This window comes from Terrirhizobium terrae, from assembly GCF_030323265.1.
Taxonomy (GTDB): domain Bacteria; phylum Pseudomonadota; class Alphaproteobacteria; order Rhizobiales; family Rhizobiaceae; genus Neorhizobium.
Genome location: NZ_CP104992.1, coordinates 1878955 through 1899841, shown reverse-complemented (window position 1 = coordinate 1899841; position 20887 = coordinate 1878955). Strand labels below are relative to the sequence as shown.

The 20887-nt window shown below is 61.8% G+C and carries 20 protein-coding genes and 4 pseudogenes; 11 read left to right on the top strand and 13 right to left on the bottom strand.

Annotated features, from left to right (window positions below; all coding sequences use genetic code 11):
* Positions 1-6: 6 nt before the first annotated feature.
* The 4 genes and pseudogenes from N7E02_RS16985 to N7E02_RS16970 all read right to left on the bottom strand — a co-directional run bounded on the left by N7E02_RS16985 (position 7) and on the right by N7E02_RS16970 (position 3203).
* Positions 7-366: a hypothetical protein gene (locus N7E02_RS16985; protein WP_286583462.1), complete on the bottom strand. Its 360-nt coding sequence runs from the start codon at positions 364-366 to the stop codon at positions 7-9.
* A 175-nt stretch (positions 367-541) separates the two neighbouring features.
* A pseudogene (locus N7E02_RS16980) lies at positions 542-1386 on the bottom strand (C40 family peptidase).
* Positions 1387-1397: 11 nt separating this feature from the next.
* Positions 1398-1748 carry a MarR family transcriptional regulator gene (locus N7E02_RS16975; protein WP_286583460.1) on the bottom strand — a complete coding sequence of 117 codons (351 nt, stop codon included), beginning with the start codon at positions 1746-1748 and terminating at the stop codon, positions 1398-1400.
* A 54-nt stretch (positions 1749-1802) separates the two neighbouring features.
* On the bottom strand, positions 1803-3203 hold the full coding sequence (locus N7E02_RS16970; RefSeq protein ID WP_286583459.1) for a leucyl aminopeptidase family protein: 1401 nt from the start codon (positions 3201-3203) through the stop codon (positions 1803-1805).
* 158 nt (positions 3204-3361) lie between these two features.
* On the opposite strand from N7E02_RS16970, the gene N7E02_RS16965 reads away from it, so the two are divergent.
* The 4 genes and pseudogenes from N7E02_RS16965 to N7E02_RS16950 all read left to right on the top strand — a co-directional run bounded on the left by N7E02_RS16965 (position 3362) and on the right by N7E02_RS16950 (position 6158).
* Positions 3362-4192: a tetratricopeptide repeat protein gene (locus N7E02_RS16965; RefSeq protein WP_286583457.1), complete on the top strand. Its 831-nt coding sequence runs from the start codon at positions 3362-3364 to the stop codon at positions 4190-4192.
* A 141-nt stretch (positions 4193-4333) separates the two neighbouring features.
* A complete protein-coding gene (locus tag N7E02_RS16960) occupies positions 4334-4873 on the top strand; it encodes a YcxB family protein (protein ID WP_286583455.1) in 540 nt (179 codons plus the stop codon).
* Positions 4874-4897: 24 nt separating this feature from the next.
* A pseudogene (locus N7E02_RS16955) lies at positions 4898-5515 on the top strand (tetratricopeptide repeat protein); the annotation flags it as partial.
* A gap of 130 nt (positions 5516-5645) precedes the next feature.
* Entirely contained in the window at positions 5646-6158 is a 513-nt protein-coding gene (locus N7E02_RS16950) for a dual specificity protein phosphatase family protein (RefSeq protein WP_353622898.1), read from the top strand.
* A gap of 27 nt (positions 6159-6185) precedes the next feature.
* Here the strand turns inward: N7E02_RS16950 and N7E02_RS16945 are convergent, their stop codons facing one another.
* The 9 genes and pseudogenes from N7E02_RS16945 to N7E02_RS16905 form a co-directional block, all read right to left on the bottom strand.
* Complete coding sequence (locus N7E02_RS16945; protein ID WP_286583452.1) at positions 6186-7166, bottom strand: type II secretion system F family protein; 981 nt, start codon at positions 7164-7166, stop codon at positions 6186-6188.
* Between the two features lie 7 nt (positions 7167-7173).
* Positions 7174-8187, bottom strand: a complete 1014-nt coding sequence (locus N7E02_RS16940) for a type II secretion system F family protein (protein ID WP_286583450.1) — start codon at positions 8185-8187, stop codon at positions 7174-7176.
* 12 nt (positions 8188-8199) lie between these two features.
* Positions 8200-9690 carry a TadA family conjugal transfer-associated ATPase gene (locus N7E02_RS16935; protein WP_286583448.1) on the bottom strand — a complete coding sequence of 497 codons (1491 nt, stop codon included), beginning with the start codon at positions 9688-9690 and terminating at the stop codon, positions 8200-8202.
* A 30-nt stretch (positions 9691-9720) separates the two neighbouring features.
* Positions 9721-10932 (bottom strand): annotated as a pseudogene (locus N7E02_RS16930) (CpaE/TadZ family protein); the annotation flags it as partial.
* 92 nt (positions 10933-11024) lie between these two features.
* A pseudogene (locus N7E02_RS16925) lies at positions 11025-11719 on the bottom strand (CpaD family pilus assembly protein).
* A 59-nt stretch (positions 11720-11778) separates the two neighbouring features.
* Positions 11779-13269, bottom strand: a complete 1491-nt coding sequence (locus N7E02_RS16920) for a type II and III secretion system protein family protein (protein WP_286583444.1) — start codon at positions 13267-13269, stop codon at positions 11779-11781.
* Between the two features lie 13 nt (positions 13270-13282).
* Positions 13283-14089 (bottom strand): Flp pilus assembly protein CpaB, encoded by an 807-nt coding sequence (gene cpaB, locus N7E02_RS16915; protein WP_286583442.1) that lies wholly within the window; start codon positions 14087-14089, stop codon positions 13283-13285.
* Between the two features lie 114 nt (positions 14090-14203).
* On the bottom strand, positions 14204-14713 hold the full coding sequence (locus tag N7E02_RS16910) for an A24 family peptidase (RefSeq protein WP_286583885.1): 510 nt from the start codon (positions 14711-14713) through the stop codon (positions 14204-14206).
* Positions 14714-14818: 105 nt separating this feature from the next.
* Positions 14819-15016 (bottom strand): Flp family type IVb pilin, encoded by a 198-nt coding sequence (locus tag N7E02_RS16905; protein ID WP_286583438.1) that lies wholly within the window; start codon positions 15014-15016, stop codon positions 14819-14821.
* A gap of 403 nt (positions 15017-15419) precedes the next feature.
* Between N7E02_RS16905 and N7E02_RS16900 the strand changes: the two genes are divergently transcribed.
* The 7 genes from N7E02_RS16900 (at position 15420) to N7E02_RS16870 (ending at position 20877) form a co-directional block, all read left to right on the top strand.
* Positions 15420-15800 (top strand): pilus assembly protein N-terminal domain-containing protein, encoded by a 381-nt coding sequence (locus N7E02_RS16900; protein WP_286583884.1) that lies wholly within the window; start codon positions 15420-15422, stop codon positions 15798-15800.
* Positions 15801-15966: 166 nt separating this feature from the next.
* Entirely contained in the window at positions 15967-16596 is a 630-nt protein-coding gene (locus N7E02_RS16895; RefSeq protein WP_286583436.1) for a TadE/TadG family type IV pilus assembly protein, read from the top strand.
* Complete coding sequence (locus tag N7E02_RS16890; protein ID WP_286583434.1) at positions 16593-17168, top strand: TadE/TadG family type IV pilus assembly protein; 576 nt, start codon at positions 16593-16595, stop codon at positions 17166-17168. The genes N7E02_RS16895 and N7E02_RS16890 overlap by 4 nt, the downstream gene beginning before the upstream one ends.
* Positions 17169-17260: 92 nt before the next feature.
* Complete coding sequence (locus tag N7E02_RS16885; RefSeq protein ID WP_286583431.1) at positions 17261-18481, top strand: phosphopentomutase; 1221 nt, start codon at positions 17261-17263, stop codon at positions 18479-18481.
* Positions 18478-19482, top strand: a complete 1005-nt coding sequence (locus N7E02_RS16880; protein ID WP_286583430.1) for an adenosine deaminase — start codon at positions 18478-18480, stop codon at positions 19480-19482. The genes N7E02_RS16885 and N7E02_RS16880 overlap by 4 nt, the downstream gene beginning before the upstream one ends.
* A 61-nt stretch (positions 19483-19543) precedes the next feature.
* Positions 19544-20173 carry a uracil phosphoribosyltransferase gene (gene upp / locus N7E02_RS16875; protein WP_286583428.1) on the top strand — a complete coding sequence of 210 codons (630 nt, stop codon included), beginning with the start codon at positions 19544-19546 and terminating at the stop codon, positions 20171-20173.
* 164 nt (positions 20174-20337) lie between these two features.
* Positions 20338-20877: a TIGR02281 family clan AA aspartic protease gene (locus N7E02_RS16870; protein WP_286583425.1), complete on the top strand. Its 540-nt coding sequence runs from the start codon at positions 20338-20340 to the stop codon at positions 20875-20877.
* Positions 20878-20887 lie beyond the last annotated feature (10 nt).

Here is a 20887-nt window from a genome sequence, read left to right as displayed (position 1 = left end):
GATCGCTCAGCGGGGCAGGAAATGGGGGCTGATGCCGGGGACCCATTCGGTGCTGGGCATCTGGGTGCCGGTATAGGTCGTGCCATTGGCGGCCTTGCAGTGATAGAGCCGTGTCGGAACGTTGTCCCAGCGGAAAGGATCGTTCCGGCTGCGCGTGCGGGACGTGTATCCTATGCTGCTGGTGCATTTGTAGTCGTCAGGCTTCACCTGCTGCCCTTGCGGCACGACGCCGGGCAGACTTTCGAAATAGGGGCCCATCGACCGGCCGAAGGGATTGCCGTCCGCGGCGAAGACCACCGAGGGGACGGCCGCCAGGATCAGCACGACGAACATCACGGCGGGCAATATCCAAGCACCTTTGAGCATATGACTGAACTCCATGACCTGATCTGCGATCAATGACCCTGTGACCCGGGGACCCTGTGATCCGGCCCTGCGTCTCATCATAGAGATAGGGGCAAGATGTGGCGGATGCCATGAAGGCCAAGCCAACATTCTCGTGAAGGCCGGTCCTTGACCGCGGCAGTGTGGCCGTATGGCGTCAGGTGACGCGACGATAGCCTGTCGGCTGCTCATAGAGCCAGCCGATGCGTTTGACCGCCGCCTCGAAATTCTCCCGCGAGACCGTCATGGTGTGACCATTGGCATGCAGAAGCGTCGCCTCGTCTTCCATGATGCCGACATGGCCCTTCCAGAAGACCAGATCGCCGCGGCGCAGGTCGCCCCTGTCGATCTGCTCGCCGAAGGAAGCCTGCATGTCGCTGTCGCGCGGCGCCTTTCGCCCGACCATCATCAGGGAAAGCTGCACGAGGCCGGAGCAGTCGATGCCGAAGCCCGAGCGGCCGCCCCAGAGATAGGGCGTCTCGACGAAGCGGGCGGCGACGGCGACGTAGTCTTCGCCGGCCGTTTCGCTGACCGGGATGCAGTGGGCGGCGATGACGGCGCCGCCATCGGCCAGCAGGAAATAGCGGGTGCCGCGGGTTTCCGCCTCGCCGACCACGGTGACGAGGCTTCCCATGGAGAGGGCCTTCGTCACCGGCTTGCGCAGTTCCGCTTCGGGATAGACAAAGGTGCGCGGTGCGGCGATGCGATGGGTCGGTTCGACCGGCGCGCCGATCATCTCTTCCGGCAGATAGCCGACATAGCCGTCGAAATCAGCCTGGACCCAGGCGAAGCCGTTCGCCCGGTCGAAGACGCGCAGGCTTTCGCCGCGCAAAAGCTCGGTATCGATACCGCGGGCGAGATCGGCATGGGGGCGAAGGGCGCGACCGGCCACACGACCGATGCGGGCTCGCCCTTGACGAAGCGGGCCGCCTCGACCCTGCCCTTCAGCGTTTCGGCTGCGAGGTCCGGCCGGAAGGCATTGAGGCGTCTGTCCAGTTCCATGGTGCAATCCTTCAAGAAGCGATGCTTCTTCCTTCGCGCATGATCAGGTCGCCGAGCCGTTCGAGATAGAGGGCGCCACCGACGGTTCGTTTTATCACGACATTGCGGCGATCGCGATCATCCCGCTCGCGGGTGACAAGGCCCATCTCGCCCATCGTGTCGAGCGCACGGGTGATGACCGGCTTGGTGACGCCGAGTGTCGAGGCCAGGCCACGAACGGTGTGGGGCGGCGGAACCATGTAGATATGCAGCAGGATCGCCATCTGCCGAAGGGTCAGGTCATGGGCCTCGCCCCTGACCTGTTGCAGCGATACGCGATACCAGAGCCCCAGGGCTTCCGTCGCCGACAGCTCAACCGACATTTCGATACTCCATACCGATGCCGATCCTAGAGCCAAACTGTTACCGGTGCGTTTTCAACCCTTCTTGCCGGCCATGTCGCGGATGACGCGGTAGAGTGCGCGGATGGCGAAAGCCTCGCCACCGACGGGTGCATGGGGCTTTTCCGCAAGGTTCCAGCCGTAGATGTCGAAATGGATCCAGCTCTGGGCCGCCGTGACGAAGCGCTTGAGGAAGAGGGCCGCAGTGATCGAGCCGGCCATGCCGCCGGAAGGCGAATTGGTAATGTCGGCTGCGCGGGAGCGGATATCCTTGTCGTAGCCCATCCAGAGCGGCATGCGCCAGACGGGGTCGGCCGCATCGCGCGCCGCAACCTGCAGCTTGCCGGCGAGCGTCTCGTCATCGGTGAAGAAGGGCGCAAGTTCGGGGCCGAGCGCGGTGCGGGCAGCGCCGGTCAGCGTTGCCATGTCGATTAAGAGATCCGGCGGTGTCTCGTCGGCATAGGCAAGTGCATCGGCAAGCACGAGGCGGCCTTCGGCATCGGTATTGTCGATCTGGACAGTAATGCCCTTGCGGCTCTTGTAGATATCACCCGGACGGAAGGCATTGCCGGAGACGGAGTTTTCGACCGCCGGCACCAAGACCTGCAGATCGACCGCGAGGCCGGCATCCATGATCATCAAGGCAAGGCCGAGGACATTGGCAGCACCGCCCATGTCCTTCTTCATCAGCGCCATATTGGCGGCGCCCTTGAGGTCGAGACCGCCGGTATCAAAGCAGACGCCCTTGCCGACCAGCGTCACCCGCGGATCGCCCTTCTTGCCCCAGCGCATTTCGAGCAGGCGGGGCGCGGAGACGCTGGCGCGGCCGACCGTGTGGACGAGCGGGAAATTGCGTTCCAGCAGATCATCGCCGACGGTGGAGGTGACGGTCGCGCCGTAATGTTCGCCGAGCGCGCGGAAGGCTGCCTCCAGTTCGGCCGGGCCCATGTCGTTGGTCGGCGTGTTGATGAGATCGCGTGCCAGGAAGATGCCGGCGAGCTGTCGCTCGATATCGGCGGCATCGACGCCCTCAGGCATGGCGAGGCGGACATCCTTCGGCTTTTCCGACTTGTATTTCGCAAACGAATAGGAGCCGAGACCGAAGCCGAGTGCGAGATGTTCGGCATCGACGCCGCTGGCCGTTACCGACCAGTCACCGGACGGCAACTGCTTGAAGAGCTTGCCGGAGAGAAAAGGCATGTCCCGCGCATCGCTGCCGAGACCGAAGAGCGCGCCGGCGACGCTGCCGCCCTCGCCCGGGATAGCGAGCAGGGCTCCGGCATCCGCCTTGAAGCCCGCGGCCCTCGCCCATTCAACAGAGCCGGACGGGACCGCGCCGCCGTCGAGATCGGCGGGCGTTACCGCCGTGACCGGCCTCGTGGCGACACCGGCTGGGCTGAAGACGGACGGGCGGGAGATGTGCTGGAAAGGGGTCATGGCGGGTTGCTCTGGGCTTTCACTGGTGTCCGGTACGCATGTCCGGAATCACTGATCTTAACGGTCCGTTAGGGTTAACAGTTTATTGCTGAAGGTGAAATGCGCCACCCGTTACTGTCGTCACAAGACGGCACCGACATTGGATCGACGAGACCCCGATGACCGCAGCTGCAAAGACCCCGCTTACCACCATGGCACGCGCCGCGATCTTCCTCTGCCTGGCGGTCGCCGTGACTGGCTGCGCCTCGACCAAGCGCGACAATGACAACCTGACGACCGGCTCTATCCCGAAAGTCTCCTCGGCGCCGCTAGACGGCATGAATGCGGCGGAGCTTGCAGCCACCGAAAAGGCGGTCGGCGGCGCCTATGTGAAGGATCCGAAGAACCGGGATGTCGGCCTGCGCTATGCCACCATTCTCGGCATGACCGGCAAGCATGCCCAGGCGCTTGCCGTGATGCAGCAGGTGGCGATCGCCCATCCGACGGACCGCACGGTGCTCGCCGCCTACGGCAAGGCCCAGGCGGGTGCCGGACAGCTGGAACAGGCGCTTTCGACAATCGGCCGCGCCCAGACCCCGGACCACCCGGACTGGCGGCTGATTTCGGCGGAAGGTGCCGTGCTCGACCAGCTCGGCCGCTCCGACGAGGCCCGGCAGAAATACCGCATGGCGCTGCAGACCCAGCCCAACGAGCCAAGCATCATGTCGAACCTCGGCATGTCCTATGTGCTTTCCGGCGACCTGAAGACGGCGGAAACCTATATGCGCGACGCGGCAAAGCAACCGGCGGCCGACAGCCGCGTGCGGCAGAACCTTGCACTCGTCATCGGCCTGCAGGGCCGCTTCTCGGAAGCCGAGCAGATCGCCCGACAGGAACTATCGCAGCAACAGGCCGACGCAAATGTCACCTATCTTCGCTCGATGATGAGCCAGCAGAATTCCTGGCAGAAGCTTGCCGCAAACGACAAGGCCAAGTCGGCGACGAACTAGGCCTGCCCTTCCCGTCCTCCTCAGGCCCTCCCCGCCCGGGGTTGAGCTGAACCACCGCATCGCGCATAGTCGGAAGACACCACGGTTCTCGTCGTGAGCGCCGTGGCCCGCCTTATGCACCAATCACGATGCGGAGCCCTCATGGCCGATACCGAAACGACGCCGATCTCCGGCACCGTCACCCTCAATTCGGCCGACAACTTGCGCATTCTGCTGCTCCAGCTTCCTCGCCTGTCGCTGAGACTGATGATCTTGATCATCATCATCTTCGGGCTCGTGGGAGCGGCCGCAATCGCCTTTGATAACCGCCTCTCTTTCACCGAAGCGCCGTTCGAAGCGATAAGCTTTGCATTTCGGCAGCTCTGGCCCTTTGCGACCGGCAGCTTCTTCTTCGGCCTTTTCATCATGCTGATCACCAGTATGCTCAAATGGAACCGCTTTCCCGAGCAGAACAAGATCATCACATACACTGCCACCGAGCTTGGCATGACCACGACGGATGCTGCCGGAGCTTCGATCCACGTGCCGTGGTCGATGGTCAGGAAATCGAGGCGGACGAGCCGCTATATATTGATGGAAACGAAGCCGGGCGCTTTTCGCTTTGCGCCATTCAGCGCGTTTTCAGCCGATGACGGCGAGAGGCTCTGGCAGCTTGTCCGCGCTCACACGCCGGTCGAATAGATCGCGGCAGCGATCAAGAACGGGAAGCGCGGTGAGAAAGATGTTGAGCGCGTTCGCTATGTCACCATTCTGGGCATGACCGACAAGCACGCCCGGGCGCTTGCCGTGATGCAGCAGGTGGCGATCGCCAATCCGACGGATCGCACGGTGCTCGCGGCCTATGGCAAGGCCCAGGCGGGTGCGGGACAACTGGAACAGGCGCTTGCCACGATCGGCCGCGCCCAGACCCCGGACCACCCGGACTGGCGGCTGATTTCGGCGGAAGGTGCCGTGCTCGACCAGCTCGGCCGCTCCGACGAGGCCCGGCAAAAATACCGCATGGCGCTGCAGACCCAGCCCAACGAGCCAAGCATCATGTCGAACCTCGGCATGTCCTATGTGCTTTCCGGCGACCTGAAGACGGCGGAAACCTACATGCGCGACGCGGCAAAACAGCCGGCGGCCGACAGCCGCGTGCGGCAGAACCTTGCACTCGTCATCGGCCTGCAGGGGCGCTTCTCGGAAGCCGAGCAGATCGCCCGGCAGGAACTGTCTCAGCAGCAGGCGGATGCCAACGTCACCTATCTTCGCTCGATGATGAGCCAGCAGAATTCCTGGCAGAAGCTTGCCGCCAACGACAAGGCCAAGTCGGCGACGAACTGACAGGCGGAAATCTCCGCCTAGCCACGACTGTAAAAGGGCCACAATCGCAGCAGAACGATCCGCCAGACAAGCGGGAACACAAGAGATGCGAACATTTCTGAAGCGGTCTGCAATGGTGGCAGGCGGATCGTTGCTCAGCCTCGGCCTCTATCTGGGCTATCTGCACGCCAGCGGCAACTTCCACGAGGTCATACCCGGCGAGCTCTATCGCTCCGCCCAGCCCTCCGCCAGCCAACTCTCGGCTTATATTTCCCGCTACGGGATCAAGACGGTCATAAATCTGCGCGGCCCAAGCAATCGGGACTGGTACAAGCAGGAAGTCGCGGTCACCTCTGCCTTGGGCGCCCGGCATTTCGACTTCCAGATGTCTGCGGGCCGTCAGTTGACGGCAGCGGAAAGCCAGCAGTTGATCGCGTTGTTGCGCTCTGCGCCGAAACCTCTGCTCATACACTGTATGGCCGGCGCCGATCGGACGGGGCTTGCCTCCGTCGTCTATCTCCAACAGGTTGCGAATGTCGACGAGGAGACGGCCGAGTGGCAGCTCTCGCCACTTTACGGGCACGTCGCCCTGCCCTTTTTTAACGCGTGGGCGATGGACGAGACCTGGGAAGCGCTGGAGAAAGTGATCGGGCTTCCCAGCTGACGGAACTGAGTTGCCTGTTCAGGCGGATCAGAAGCGGTCGGCGACCTGGATGCCGGCCGGGCCGAGAATGACGGCGACGAGGACCGGGAGGAAGAACAGGATCATCGGTACGGTCAGCTTCGGCGGCAGCGCCGCGGCCTTCTTCTCCGCCTCGTTCATCCGCTCGTCTCGGCCTTCCTGGGCAAGAACGCGCAAGGCTTGGGAAACGGGCGTTCCGTAGCGATCAGCCTGGATGAGCGCCTGAGCGACGGCGCGGACGATATCGAGCTGGGTTCGGTTGCCGAGATTTTCCAGCGCCGTGCGGCGATCCTGGAGGAAGGACAGCTCGGCCGTCGTCAGCGCGAGTTCTTCGGCAAGTTCCGGCGACTGCGTGCCGATTTCCTCGGCCGCGCGACGCATGGCGGCCTCGATCGAGATCCCGGATTCAACGCAGATCAGCATCAGGTCGAGTGCATCGGGCCAGGCGCGCTTGATCGAGGCCTGACGCTTGTTCATCCTGTTGGAGACGTAGATATTCGGTGCGTAGAAACCGAGATAGGCGAAGCCGACGACCGCGATGATGCGGATGCCCATGGGCCTGGACGCGAGATTTCCGAGCGCGAAAACCCATATCGCGGCGGCGATCAGGAACAGGAAGGGCAAGAGGAAGCGCGCAGTGAGAAAAATATTGAGCGCATTCTGGCTTCTGAGGCCCGCAGCCCGCAGCCTGTTGATCGTACCCTGATCGACCAGGGCCTCGCGTAGATTGAAGCGTTCGACGATCTTGCGGGCCGAGCGGTTGTTCTGCGTGCGCAGCGTACCTTTGGAACTATCGGCGCTCATGCGGGCCCGCTCGCGGGCACGCAGTTCTTCCCGCTCAGTCGACACGGCCTTCATGCGCTTTCCGAGATCTCCCCGCTCCATGTAGGGCACGGCGAGCGAATAGAATGTCGCGAAGACGGCGACTGCGACGAGGATCGCCAGCAGGGTTGCGGGATCGGTGATGGTTGCTGCCAGATCTTTCATCAACGCCCCCTCAGATGTCGAAGCTGATCATGTTGCGCATCACCAGGATGCCGATCGACATCCAGATGCCGGACACGAGCAGAATGAAATGGCCACGCGGATCGGTGAAGATGATCGAGATATATTCCGGCGACGTCAGGTAGACGAGCAGCGAGACGATGAAAGGCAAGGCGCCGATGATGACGGCCGAAGCCTTGGCTTCCATCGACAGCGCACTCACCTTGGCCTTCATCTTGCGGCGCTCACGCAGGACCTTGGACAGGTTGCCGAGCGCCTCGGACAGGTTGCCGCCCGCCTGGCTCTGGATGGTGATGACAATCGAGAAGAAGTTGACCTCGGAGAGCGGCATGGTCTGTAGCATGCGCGCGCAGCCTTCCGGTATGCTGAGGCCGATCTGCTGGGATTCAACGACGCGCTGGAACTCGCGCTTCACCGGCTCCTGCCCATCGGATGCGATCAGGCGGATGGCATCGTTGAGCGGCAGGCCCGACTTGATCGAGCGGACCATGACGTCGAGCGCGTTCGGAAACTCCTCCAGAAACTTGTTCTGACGGCGCTTGACCAGAAAGCCGATAACCCAGCGCGGCAGCCCGAAGGCAAAGACGAAGCCAATGCCCAGGGCCGGCAGCGGCGCGAGGCCTGCGATGAAGGCAATGATGAAGACGAACAGGCCGAAGCCGATGGAGAAGGCGTAGAAGCGGCCAATGGTCAGCGGCAGCCCCGTCTGGGCCAGCCGCGATTTCAGGCTCTTGTCGCCGATATGCTTGTTCTTTTCCTGCTGCTTCTTCTCGAGATCCTTCAGCGAATCCTGCAGCGACTTGCGGCGCTTCGACAGTTCCTGCACGCGGTCGCGGCTCGCTTTAGCCTTGTTGATGTCGGTCTCGGCGGCCTTCACGCGCGTCAGCCGCGCATCGGCCTTCTTCTCCGTCTCGATGCGGGAGAACATGAGGGCATAGCAGACCGCGGCCGCCGCCACGGCGACCAGCAGCACGATTGCCAGCATGGTCATATCAAGCCCGAACATGCGAACTGTCCCTTAGTCCCTGGCCATTTCCATTGCGTCGAGGGCGGCAGCCAGACGCCGCTCTTCGCCGAAATATCTCACCCGGTCATGGAAATGCGGCTTGGCGATGCCGGTCGAGACATGCTTGCCGATGATCCGGCCATTGGCATCCTCGCCGTCCATCTCGTAGCGCATCAGATCCTGGGTGATGATGACGTCGCCTTCCATGCCGATCACCTCGGTGATCTGGGTGATGCGGCGCGAGCCGTCGCGCAGGCGGGCTGCCTGGACGATGACGTCGATCGAGCCCGAGATGATCTCGCGCACCGTCTTGGCCGGCAGCGTATAGCCGCCCATGGCGATCATCGATTCCATACGGCTCAAGCATTCGCGCGGGGAGTTGGAGTGGATCGTTCCCATCGAGCCGTCGTGGCCGGTGTTCATCGCCTGCAGCAGGTCGAAGACCTCAGGTCCGCGCACTTCGCCGACGATGATGCGTTCGGGGCGCATACGCAGGCAGTTCTTGACCAGATCGCGCATGGTGATCTCGCCCTCGCCCTCGATGTTCGGCGGTCGGGTTTCCAGGCGCACGACATGCGGCTGCTGCAATTGCAGTTCGGCCGTGTCCTCGCAGGTGATGACGCGCTCGTCGGTATCGATATAGCGGGTAAGGCAGTTCAGGAGCGTCGTCTTGCCCGAGCCGGTACCGCCGGAGATGACGACGTTGCAGCGGACGCGGCCGATGATCTGGAGAAGGACGGCGCCTTCCGGCGTGATCGCGCCGAACCGGACCAGCTGGTCGAGCGTCAGCTTGTCCTTCTTGAACTTACGGATCGTCAGCGCCGGACCGTCCAGCGACAGCGGCGGGGCGATGACGTTGACACGCGAACCATCCGGCAGGCGGGCGTCGCAGATGGGCGAGCTCTCATCGACACGGCGGCCGACCTGGCTGACGATGCGCTGGCAGATGGAGAGAAGCTGCGCATTGTCGCGGAAACGGATTTCGGATTCGATCGTCTTGCCGGCGACTTCGATGAAGGTCTGGCCGGCACCGTTGACCATGATGTCGGCGATATCGTCGCGGGCGAGAAGCGGTTCCAGCGGGCCGTAGCCGAGAACGTCGTTGCAGATATCGTCGAGCAGTTCCTCCTGCTCGGAGATCGACATCGCGAAATTCTTGATCGTGATGATGTCGTTGACGATGTCGCGGATTTCCTCGCGCGCGCTCTCAGTGTCGAGCTTGGCGAGCTGGGAGAGGTCGATCGTGTCGATGAGCGCGGAAAAGACCTGGCCCTTGGTATCGTAATACTGTTCGGTTCGCGCCGGGCGCTTGCGGGCGGCGGCCGAAGGAGCGAGCGGCGGCGGCGTGGCCGGCTGGCGTGGCGCTGCCGGCTCGATAGGCGCAGCCGACGCAGGTGCTTCCGGGCGCATCGCGGCGGGCGCGGCCGGCGAATGCGCCGCAGCGGGCGGCGACGTGATTGTCCCACCCTTTCCGAACCCTTCGTTTCCGCGCTTTCCGAACATTTTACGACCTAATTCTTTTCTGGCTTAAATCTACTTGCGACCCAGCATGCCGAGGACCTTGCCGAGACCGCCCTTCTTCGCCTTCTTGACCGCGATGCGGCCGGTGACGACGTGGGATATCTGCGAGAAGGTTTCGGCAATCGGCGACTTGCCGTCGATTTCCGCGATCATCCGACCGCTATTTGACGCATTGCCGAACAGGCCGGCATCGAAGGGAATGATGGCGATCGGTTCGATCTCCAGCGGCTCGATGAAATCGGACGGATTGATTTCCGGGCGCTTGGGCATGCCGACCTGGTTGAGGATCAGATGCGGGGAGCGATCGTTCGGGCGAAGCTTCTTCAACGCATCGAGCATGTTCTTGGTGTTGCGCAGATTGGCGAGATCCGGTGCGGCACAGATCACCACTTCGTCAGCATCGGCGAGGACCGCCCGGGTCCATTCGTTCCACGCATGAGGAATGTCGAGAACCGCCATCGGCGCGCTGCGCTGGAGAATTTCGATCACCGGCTGAAAGGCGCCGTTTTCGAAGTCATAGGCGCGATCGAGAAGCGAGGGAGCCGCGAGCAGCGACAGATGGTCGGAACATTTCGTGAGCAGGCGGTCGAGGAAAACCTCGTCCAGCCGGTCAGGCGCGAACACGGCCTCGGCGATGCCCTGGGTCGGGTCCTGATCGAAATCGATATTGGCCGTGCCGAAGGGCAGATCGAGATCGGCAAGGATCGTTTCCGTCGAGAACAGGCTCGATATGCCGAAGGCGCAGTTGTGGGCGATCGTCGAGGAGCCGACGCCGCCCTTGGCACCGATGAAGGCGATCGACTTGCCGAGCGGCTCGGCATCCGGATCCACGAAGATCGACGATATCGCCGCCATCATGTCCGCCATGGCGACCGGTGCGACGAGATATTCGGAAATGCCGTTGCGGACGAGATCGCGGTAAAGCCCGATATCGTTGTAGCGACCGATGATGATGACGCGCGTCGACGGATCGCAGACCTCGGCCAGCGGCGCCAGTTCCGACAAAAGGTTGCGCGGTTCGGCAGCCGTTTCAAGGACGATGAGGTTCGGCGTCGGCGACGAGGCAAACATGTTTGCGGCAGCCGCGATGTTTCCGTTGGTGACCCGCAGGTTGACCTTGGCCATGCGGCGATCGCGGCCCATCTTGTCGATGGTGCGCTGGACCTGTTCGCTTTCGCAGAAGGCATGGATGGAGATGCGCGGCAGCGGGCGAACTGCTTCCAGCTCGATACCCGACGGGTGATCGTCGCCAAGATCGCCTTCGCTCTTCATATCGTAATTGACGGTGCTGATCATCGCGTCACGCTTTCCAACCGCTAAGCCGGTTCATCAATTACCCCCAGATCGCTGAAGGACTCGCGATAGTTCTCGATGACCTGACCGCGCTGCTCGCCATCCGGCGGCGTCATGACACGGGGGCCGAGCATGTCGCTCGGATTGGCCATTTGGGCCGCGAGGTTGCTCTGGCTGGCACAGCCGAAATTGTAATAGTTCTTGTTGCTGAACGTGTTCAGCGTCATGTCCGCCGGCCATTCGCCGCAGGGGCCCGCCTTGGCGGCAATCGCCACGTAGCTGAGACGGATCGGAGCCGATTCACCGAACTCGGCCTGGAAGCCGGACTGCAGGATCTTGTGCTTCGGGACGCCCATCTTCACCATCAGACGGCGCATGGACGAGGCAGCGGCGGAGGCAGCGCCTTCATTTGCAGAACCACGCGGCGTGACGATCTGGATGATGCCGCTGGAGGAGCGACGATATTCGGCCACGAAGCCTGCGATTACCTCTTCCTGGCCGCGGGTCAGCCTGGAATCACCGGTCGCGATGGGGATATCCATCGTCTTTCGGCTTCGCCGACGACGATCGGGTGGCGTGTGCGGTAATCATCCGGCAGGGAACCGGTGGTCAGGCTGTCCTTGCCCGCGCAGCCGGAGAGCGCTGCGGCAAGGCCGATGACGACGGCAACGGGGAAGGCGCGGCTTCCGGATATGGTCTTTCTGTCTCGCGGATCCATGGAAGGATGCCTCTCCTGCGGGTAAACGTCGCCGAACGGGTAAGGCTTGAGGTTTCTGGTCATTTGTAGATGAACCCGACATTGCCCTGGTAAGGAGCCGGCGGCGGCGCCTCCTTGCGGCCGTAGATCTTGTTGACGCGGCCGAGGAAGACGCTTTCAGCGTCGGAGGCCGGCTGGAAATTGTCGTCCGGGCGGGACAGTTCGTTACGCGCCACCGGGCGAACCAGATAGGGCGTCGCGATGATGACCAGCTCGGTCTCGTTGCGCTCGTAACGCTTCTCGCGGAAGAGAGCGCCGAGCAGCGGGACCTTGGACGCGACCGGCGTACCGTTCATGGTTTGCTGGATGTCGTCACGGATGAGGCCGGCGAGCGCGATCGAGCCGCCCGAGGGCAATTCGACCGTCGTTTCCGCATCGCGCTTGCGATACTCGACGCTGGTGGTGCTGGCGACCGGCTCGGATACGCGGGTCTGGATCTTGAGGCTGATACGGCCGGAAGAAAGGACGGTCGGCGTGAAGCCGAGCGAGATGCCGTATTCGTAGGTCGTGACCGTGGTCACACCATCGACGCCGGTTGTCGTATAGAGGCGTTCGCCGCCGGAATTGAAGGTAGCGGCCTGGCCGGAAATCGCCGTCAGGGTCGGTTCCGCCAGCGTGCGGATGGCATTGGCCTGTTCCAGCGCGCTCAAGACGGTGTCGATGCCGAGCTTGCCGATATCGGCCGAGATGGTGCCGGTGACGCCACCGGCACCGGTGGCGAAATTCAGGACGTCGAGCGCGTGTCGGGACGTGCTGTTGCGGGCGAAATTGTTGTCGAAGCCGAGCTGTTTGATGATCTCGCGGCGCACTTCAGCGACGGTGACCTTCAGCGTGACCTGGTCCTCGCCCTCGACGGTCAGCATGTTCTGGATCTGCGATTCCTGGCGGCGCTCGGCGAAAATCGCGGCGCCCCCGCCATTGCTGCCCGTGGCGGTCTCTGTGCGGGTCGTGGCCTCACCACCCTTGAGGAAGACCGAGGCGAGCTGTTCAGCCTTGGCCGCATCCTGCGGGGTCCTGACGGTGCCGGTCAGGACGATGTTGTCGGAGATGATCTCGACCTTGATGTCGGAGCCGGGCAGGAAGCGGCGCAGATTTTCTTCCAGGCCGGAAATGTCGCGTTCGATCTGTACATCGAGGGTGACGATTTCCTCACCGTTCGGGCCGAAGACGAAGATATTGGTCTGGCCGACGGTCTTGCCGAACAGATAGATGCGGCGCGACGTACGGGTGACGGCATCCGCCATCGATGGGTCGGCCACCAGAATGTCGTGCGCATCGGAGGGAAGGTCGATGACAAGAGCCTTGTTCAAACCGAGCGCCAAGCGGCGCTTGGTCCCCGCGCCGCCCTGGGCGATGCGGATCACACCGCTATCGGCTGCCGCCACATCGCGAACAGCAACGACTTCGTCGAGGAACCCCGGAGCGAAACCTCCTGGAACGCCAGATAGGGCCAGGCAGAGCGCCAGCCCCACTGATACGGTTCCACGAGTTCTGTTTTTCAAGCTACCCACCTGACCACTCCGTTCACTTCGCCTGCTGCGTCGAGCCGGTGATGATCGATCCCGACTTGATGACCTGAATGTCCGACTTGCCCCCGCCATGCAGAAGGTAATCCGCCCCTTGCGTATCCGCTTCCTGGGCGTCGGCGACCGAGCGCAGCGCCAATGTCAGACGCTCGGCCATCTGCTGGGCCACCACGATCACCTTCGTCTGATCCGGCGTCAGCTCCAGCGTGGCCGTGGTGCCGACGACCGACTTGCTGCCGTCGGGCGCTTCCTGGATGTTCTGGTCGATCGCCAGAACGCGGACATTGTTCAGCACGTTTTCGGTAATGTAATTGCCGCTGCCGTCCTTGCTGGAGCGGACCATGATCACGTCGACCCGGTCGTTCGGCAGGACGAAACCGCCCGCACCGGTTGCCACCGAGATTTCGGTGGCCACGGCACGCTTGCCGGAGGGAAGCAGCGACGACATGATGCGGCTTGAGGAGTCCGCGACCTTTTCGGCGCGAACCGGTTCGCCCTTGAAGATCGGAAGGCGGACGACGGAGCCTTCGAGTTCCTTCACCGCGTCCGGACGGGCTTCGCTGGTGATGAAACCTTCGGTAATGCCGTCCTTCGGCCAGTCGAGCCACTCAAGGGTATTTTCGTTAAGCCGGCTGCCGACGGGAAGGTTGTCTGCTGAAACGAGGACCCGCACGGTCGGCGCCCTTTCGACGACCGTTTCCACCAGCTGTTCAGGCCGGTTACCCGTAAGGCTCATGGCCAGCAGGCCAGCGAGGCCTGCAGCCACGACGGCCACCGCGAGGATGATGATGCGAGCGGGCTTCATTGCCTTTTCCTGGGAGAATCTTGAACTTCCCCGCAGGATGGGCCGCAATGGTGTAATTATGGTTAATGGGACGCTTACAATTCTGGTTAACGCAGTATTGCTAGAGCTTTACCTTCAGAATGACTGAAGAGCCATGAGCGTGGTAGGTGCGTTGGGAAATGCCAGAATGCCCCCGATTGCGATGGCGATGCCGTAAGGGATCTTCTTCGCCTCGACGACAGACATAGGCAGCGGAATGCCCATGGCGAGTACGGAAGGCGCGCGCCAGCGCAGAAGAAGGAAAAGCAGCGTCACCACACCGCCGGTATAGGCGACATAGACGAGGAAGCTGATGAGGGCAGGCGTCAGGCCGAACCAGAGGCTCGCCGCGGTCAGGATCTTGGCGTCACCGCCACCCATGACGTTGGCTGCGAAGAGGCCGAAGCAAACCAGAAACACGCAAGCTGCAGCCGCAAGGCTCAAGCCGATTTCACTGAGGGAAAGGCCGAGAGGCAGCGCGAGGATGAGGAAGGCGACGGCCAGCCCGATCGAGATGCGATTGGAAATGGTCATAGTCAGAAAATCTGTCGTCGCGGCCCAGAGGAGCGCGGCGGGAAGGGAGATCAGTGCGGCTATGGCTACCAATTCACCCATGGACGGATCTTTCTGAAACGTGGCGTGGGTCATAAAGCGGATAAGCCGCCCCTTAAGGCGGCTTTCACCGTTGTCATGTGCCGAACCGACGGCAAATCAAGGATTGCGGGCAGCACCGGCAGTGTTTGCAGCACCCATCTTACCAGAGATGGTGTTGAATGTGCCGCTGATGTTGTTGCCGAGTGCGCTTGCACCGGCGATGAGGGCGACCGAGATCAGAGCGGCGATCAGGCCATACTCGATGGCGGTCGCACCAGATTCATCCTTACGAAAACGAGCGAAAATCTTGGACATGAGGTTCTCCTATTTCCAAACTTGTTGTTCAGCACTTCCCGACAACTGTTGCCGTTGCTCGGATGACGGAGAACTACATTAGGACGATTGCGATCCACTTAAAGAACAGGCTTAACAATGCCTTAAGTGAACCAAGTCACTTTGCATGGTGAACGATTCATCATCGAAATAGATCAAATGCGTTGCGTGTGCCAAACACCGTTTAGTCGCTGTAAACGCGATATTTTATCACGATTTTTGACGCGCCGGCATGCACAAGAAGCCATAGTATTAGATGTATCTAATATATTAAAATCAAACGATTTCGGGACAGTCCGGCGGACTTAAAGCTTCATTCACCATTGCGCGTCATCCTCGTTAATCAAAGAATATCGTCTAAGGACTTTTCATGGCGCTCCGTCGCATGCTGACCGCCTTTATCGCTGCTACCTGTGCCATCTCGACCGCCTATGCCGCCGAGGAACAGGATCTGCTACGCGTATTCATGAATCACGCGCGCGTACTCAAGCTCGATCGACCGGTCGCCAAGGTGATTGTAGGCAATGCGGACGTGGCGGATGCGACCGTGGCCGATCCGACCACCATCGTGGTGACGGGCCGCAGCTTCGGCACCACCAACCTGGTCCTGCTCGATATCGACGGCAATGCCATTGCGGACGAGCGCGTGCTCGTCTCCATCGACGAGGGCAATACGGTGCGCATGTTCAAGCAGACGCAGCGGACGGTGCTCTCCTGTACCCCGAACTGCGAGCAGCACGTGGAAGCCAAGAGCGGTACGCCTTAGAGCATCGTTGCATTATCGCATGTCGTCGCCGCAGAACCGCTGGATACGTTTGCGCGACATGCTTTGAGCATTGATTTTGCACCAATTTGCATCAGTCGGGAAACGGATTTTCAATATTCGTTGAGTATGGTCCATGGCTACTCCCGCCGTTCGCCGGAAGGAAGATATGCAGCAGGATCATAAGGGAACGGCCGGCGGTCTTTCCAGGAAAAGCGGCTCGAGAACCGGGCTCCGGCGCCTGTTCCGTTCGAAAGACGGCGCGGCGGCGATCGAATTCGCGCTGCTCGCCATCCCCTACTTCCTGATCGTCTTCGCCATTATCGAGACCTTCGTGGCCTATACGGCCGAGCAGCTCGTCGCCAACGCGGTCGATACCATGGGACGCAAGCTGCGCACCGGCAATATCACCTACGCCCACGGCAACAGCAGCACCGACAAGAGCGCGGCCGAGTTCCGTACCGCCTTCTGCGGCGAGATATCCATTCTCATCCAGTGCGGGACTGCGGAAATCACCACGCCGAACAAACTCTGGATCGATGTGAAGAGCTATTCGAATTTCTCCGACATGCCGGCGACCGTTCCGATCAAGGCAAACGGAGATCTCGACACGACCTCCCTGGCATATTCCCCCGGTGGGCCGAACACGAAGAACATGCTGCGGGTCTACTACAAGTGGGAGATCATCACCGATCTGCTGCGCCCCTACATCACCAATATCAAGCCCACAGACAGTTCCCGGCCGAACTACTTCCTGATCGTGGAAACCTCCGTCTTCAAGAACGAGGAATATCCATGACCGAGGCTGCTCCCAAAACCCTGTTCGCCAGGATCCGGCGCCTGCGAGATGACGTCCGTGGTGTGGGCGGCGTGGAATTCGCCCTGATCGCGCCACTGCTGCTCAGCCTCTACATCACCTCCTTCGAACTGACGATCGGCCTCAGCGTCTCCAAGCGGGTGACGCGCACGGCAAGCACGATTGCCGACCTCGTGACGCAGTCGTCAAAGGTGACGCCGAGCGACCTGCAGCAGATGATCAACGTCACCAACGGGATCTTCACGCCCTATACGCCGAAGAACCTGTCACTGAAGATCACCGGCGTTGCACTCGACACCTCCGGCAATCCGACCGTCGCATGGTCATGGGCCCAGAATGGGTCCCGCCCCTACAGCAACGGTTCCGCCGTGAACGTGCCGACCGACATGCGCTCCCCGAGCACCTTTCTGGTACGCGCGGAAGTATCGGTCAGCCACCAGTTGCTGATGTTCATGCCAGGCCTCCTTCCCGCCAATCTTCAGACGATCACGTTGAGACGCGAATTCTACTATCGCCAGCGCGTCGGCTCCAACATCATCTGCGAGGGTTGCTGAGCAACACGCCACCTTTGCCAAGCGCGTCGCGGAGCTATATGTATCGCGATTCAATTCGATCATCAGATCGGGCAATGAGATAGCGGTTGCAGATGGCGCGTGCCTTCCTCTTCGTACTTGATTCCTTCGGCGTCGGCGGCGCCCGTGATGCGGCAGATTACGGCGACCTCGGGTCGAATACGCTCGGTCATATCGCCGAGTTCTGCGCTGCGGGTGCGGCAGACAGAACCGGATTGCGGCAAGGGCCGCTGAAGCTGCCCAACATGTCCTCGCTGGGGTTGCTGGAAATTGCCAAGCTCTCAAGCGGCAACTATCCGGTGGGAATGTCGCTTCCGGAACGCCTCTTCGGCCTCTATGGCGCGGCGAACGAATTGTCGAACGGCAAGGATACGCCATCGGGGCATTGGGAGATCGCCGGAACGCCGGTCATGTTCGACTGGGGGTATTTTCCGACAGAAGGCGACGCCTTCTCTCCGGAACTTGTCGAGGCGATCTGCAGCGAGGGCGACATTCCGGGCATTCTCGGCAATTGCCATGCCTCCGGTACGGACATCATCGCGCAGCTTGGCGAGGAGCATATCCGGACCGGAAAACCGATCTGCTACACGTCGAGCGACAGCGTCTTTCAGATCGCGGCGCATGAGAGCCATTTCGGCCTCGAGCGGCTGATCGTGCTCTGCCAAGTGGTGCGCCGGCTGATCGATCCGCTCAATATCGGCCGCGTCATAGCCCGCCCCTTCGTCGGCGAGACGCCGGAAACATTCGAGCGGACGGGCAACCGCCGCGACTTTTCCGTCCTGCCGCCGGAGCCGACGCTGCTCGACCGGCTGGTCGAGGCCGGGCGCTCCGTCCATGCCGTCGGCAAGGTGGGCGATATCTTCGCCCATCAGGGCATTTCGCGTGTCATCAAGGCGAATGGCAACAACGCGCTGATGGACGCGACACTTGCCGCCATGGATGAGGCGGCGGATGGCGATCTGGTCTTCACCAATTTCGTCGATTTCGACATGATCTACGGCCATCGCCGGGACGTGCCGGGTTACGCGGCGGCGCTCGAAGCTTTCGACATGCGGCTTCCCGATGTGCATCGCCGCCTGAAGCCGGGCGACCTCGTGATACTGACCGCCGATCATGGCTGCGACCCGACATGGCGCGGCACCGACCATACACGCGAGCGCGTGCCGATTATGGCCTTCGGCCCCGGCATCCGCACCCGCTCGGTCGGCGTCAGATCCTCCTATGCGGATATCGGCGAGACGATCGCCGCGCATCTTTCCATACCTTCCGGCCGCCATGGATGGAGTTTCCTGTGACCCAGCATCTCCTGAAAGCCGAGATCCATTGTCATATCGAGGGTGCAGCGCCACCCGCTCTGACGAAGTCGCAGGCGGAGAAATACCGCGTCGACACCAGCGCGATCCTGCGCGACGGCGCTTATGTCTGGCGCGACTTCGCAGAATTCCTCGTGGCCTACGATGCGGTGGCGAGCCTGTTCCAGACGGCGGGCGACTATGCGCTGCTGACCGAGACCTATCTTACCGAACTTGCAGCTATCAACACGATCTATAGCGAGATCATCGTTTCACCCGACCATGGCGACCGGATCGGGCTCGGTGCCGACGCCTATCTCGCCGGCATCTGCGACGGTATCGCGGCGGCCAAGGAGAAGACCGGCATCGAGGCGCGGATCATCGTGACCGGCGAGCGGCATTTCGGGCCGGACAGCGTGATTGCTGCGGCGGAATACGCGGCGCGGGCGAAAAACCCTCTGGTGACCGGCTTCAACATGGCGGGTGAGGAGCGCATGGGGCGGGTTGCGGACTATGCCCGCGCCTTCGACATCGCCCGTGATGCGGGCCTGGGCCTGACGATCCATGCCGGCGAAGTCTGCGGTGCGTTCAGCGTGGCCGACGCGCTCGATCTGGTGAAGCCGGCCAGGATCGGCCACGGGGTGCGGGCGATCGAGGATGCGGCTCTCGTCGAGCGGCTGGCCGAGCTCGGCACCGTGCTCGAAGTCTGCCCCGGTTCGAATATCGCGCTTAACGTGTTTCCCGATTTCGACAGCCATCCGCTGAAGAAGCTCAAGGCGGCGGGTGTAAAAGTCTGCATCAATTCCGACGATCCTCCCTTCTTCGACACGTCGCTTGCCCGCGAATACGAGATCGCCTCCAAGACGATGGGCATGAGCGATGCCGAGATCAATGCGATGACCCGCACCGCGCTCGAGGCGGCCTTTCTGGACGAGGCAACCAAGGCCGCGCTTCTCAAACGCTTCGAGGGCCAGATTGGGGATCACGGGCCGGCGACGATGTGAAGACTTGCGAAAGCGGCCGTTTTTCGGGAAGAAGAAGCAAGCAACGAAAAAGGAAAAAGCCATGAACGGCGTCACAGTCATCGAACACCCGCTGGTGCAGCACAAGCTGACGATCATGCGCAAGAAGGAGACGTCGACCGCGGGCTTCCGGAGGCTTTTGCGCGAAATCTCGATGCTGCTCTGCTACGAGGTGACGCGCGATCTGGACCTGACGCTGGAGACGATCGAAACGCCGATCACGCAGATGCAGGCGCCGATCGTGGAAGGCAAGAAGCTCGTCTTCGTCTCCATCCTGCGCGCCGGCAACGGCCTTCTGGAAGGCATGCTGGAACTGGTGCCTTCGGCCCGCGTCTCGCATATCGGCCTCTACCGTGACCACGACACGCTGCAGCCGGTGGAATATTACTTCAAGGCGCCGGATGATCTGGACGAGCGCCTGATGATCGTCGTCGATCCGATGCTGGCAACCGGCAATTCGGCGATCGCCGCAATCCAGAAGCTGAAGGAACGCGGCGCCAACAACATCCGCTTCCTCTGCCTGCTGGCCGCCCCGGAAGGCATCAAGAATTTTCAGGAAGCTCATCCGGATGTGAAGATCTACACTGCGTCGATCGACAGCCATCTCAACGAGAAGGGCTATATCGTGCCCGGCCTCGGCGATGCCGGCGACCGGATGTACGGCACGAAATAGGCAATCCGGAGCATTTCCGGACGCAAAACCGGTTCCTACTTCTGCTGGAATTGCCTTTAGCAATTCCTTACCAAGACTGAAGAAGGCGGCCGACCGAAAGGTTGGGCCGCTTTTTTCGTAAACCATTGTCGCTAGCATGGATGTCCTGAACCCGAGGACCGACCATGCTTCTCAGAACCGCGATCTTTGCGGCCATCGTCGCCGTGCTGGCAACGCAGATCCCTGCCCTGCTGCATCAGGAGGATGGCGGAACCTCACCCGAGGCGACACGGCAGGCTCAGCGGACGCCACAGGCGCCGCAGGCGACCGCGCCGCAGGTCGCGGCCCTCACTCCGGGCAGTACGGTTCTCGCTGCGGACGGACGCGGCCACTTTACCGGCACGTTCCGTCTCAACGGCAAGTCGGTGCCGGGCATGGTCGATACCGGCGCCTCGCTGGTGGCGATCAACGAAAGCACGGCCCGCAAGCTGGGCTATGGCGTGAACGGGCTCGATTTCCGCTATGAAGTGAATACCGCCAACGGCAAGACAGATGCAGCGCTGATCGTGCTAGACCGGGTCGAGATCGGCAATGTGCGGGTGCGGGACGTCGAAGCCTTCGTGCTGCGCGACAAGGCGCTGGCCGACACGCTGGTCGGCATGAGTTTTCTGAAGAAACTCAAATCCTATCAGGTAAAGGGCGAGAGCCTGACGCTCGCCAACTGATCATCCATTT

What these genes read in the sequence shown, in the direction of transcription:
- N7E02_RS16885 (WP_286583431.1), top strand. Translation starts at nt 17,261, where the DNA reads ATGGCGCGTGCCTTCCTCTTCGTACTTGATTCCTTCGGCGTCGGCGGC.
- N7E02_RS16900 (WP_286583884.1), top strand. Translation starts at nt 15,420, where the DNA reads ATGCTGACCGCCTTTATCGCTGCTACCTGTGCCATCTCGACCGCCTAT.
- N7E02_RS16965 (WP_286583457.1), top strand. Translation starts at nt 3,362, where the DNA reads ATGACCGCAGCTGCAAAGACCCCGCTTACCACCATGGCACGCGCCGCG.
- cpaB (WP_286583442.1), bottom strand. Translation starts at nt 14,089, where the DNA reads ATGAAGCCCGCTCGCATCATCATCCTCGCGGTGGCCGTCGTGGCTGCA.
- N7E02_RS16890 (WP_286583434.1), top strand. Translation starts at nt 16,593, where the DNA reads ATGACCGAGGCTGCTCCCAAAACCCTGTTCGCCAGGATCCGGCGCCTG.
- N7E02_RS16935 (WP_286583448.1), bottom strand. Translation starts at nt 9,690, where the DNA reads ATGTTCGGAAAGCGCGGAAACGAAGGGTTCGGAAAGGGTGGGACAATC.
- N7E02_RS16960 (WP_286583455.1), top strand. Translation starts at nt 4,334, where the DNA reads ATGGCCGATACCGAAACGACGCCGATCTCCGGCACCGTCACCCTCAAT.
- N7E02_RS16870 (WP_286583425.1), top strand. Translation starts at nt 20,338, where the DNA reads ATGCTTCTCAGAACCGCGATCTTTGCGGCCATCGTCGCCGTGCTGGCA.
- upp (WP_286583428.1), top strand. Translation starts at nt 19,544, where the DNA reads ATGAACGGCGTCACAGTCATCGAACACCCGCTGGTGCAGCACAAGCTG.
- N7E02_RS16940 (WP_286583450.1), bottom strand. Translation starts at nt 8,187, where the DNA reads ATGTTCGGGCTTGATATGACCATGCTGGCAATCGTGCTGCTGGTCGCC.
- N7E02_RS16905 (WP_286583438.1), bottom strand. Translation starts at nt 15,016, where the DNA reads ATGTCCAAGATTTTCGCTCGTTTTCGTAAGGATGAATCTGGTGCGACC.
- N7E02_RS16970 (WP_286583459.1), bottom strand. Translation starts at nt 3,203, where the DNA reads ATGACCCCTTTCCAGCACATCTCCCGCCCGTCCGTCTTCAGCCCAGCC.
- N7E02_RS16895 (WP_286583436.1), top strand. Translation starts at nt 15,967, where the DNA reads ATGCAGCAGGATCATAAGGGAACGGCCGGCGGTCTTTCCAGGAAAAGC.
- N7E02_RS16985 (WP_286583462.1), bottom strand. Translation starts at nt 366, where the DNA reads ATGCTCAAAGGTGCTTGGATATTGCCCGCCGTGATGTTCGTCGTGCTG.
- N7E02_RS16975 (WP_286583460.1), bottom strand. Translation starts at nt 1,748, where the DNA reads ATGTCGGTTGAGCTGTCGGCGACGGAAGCCCTGGGGCTCTGGTATCGC.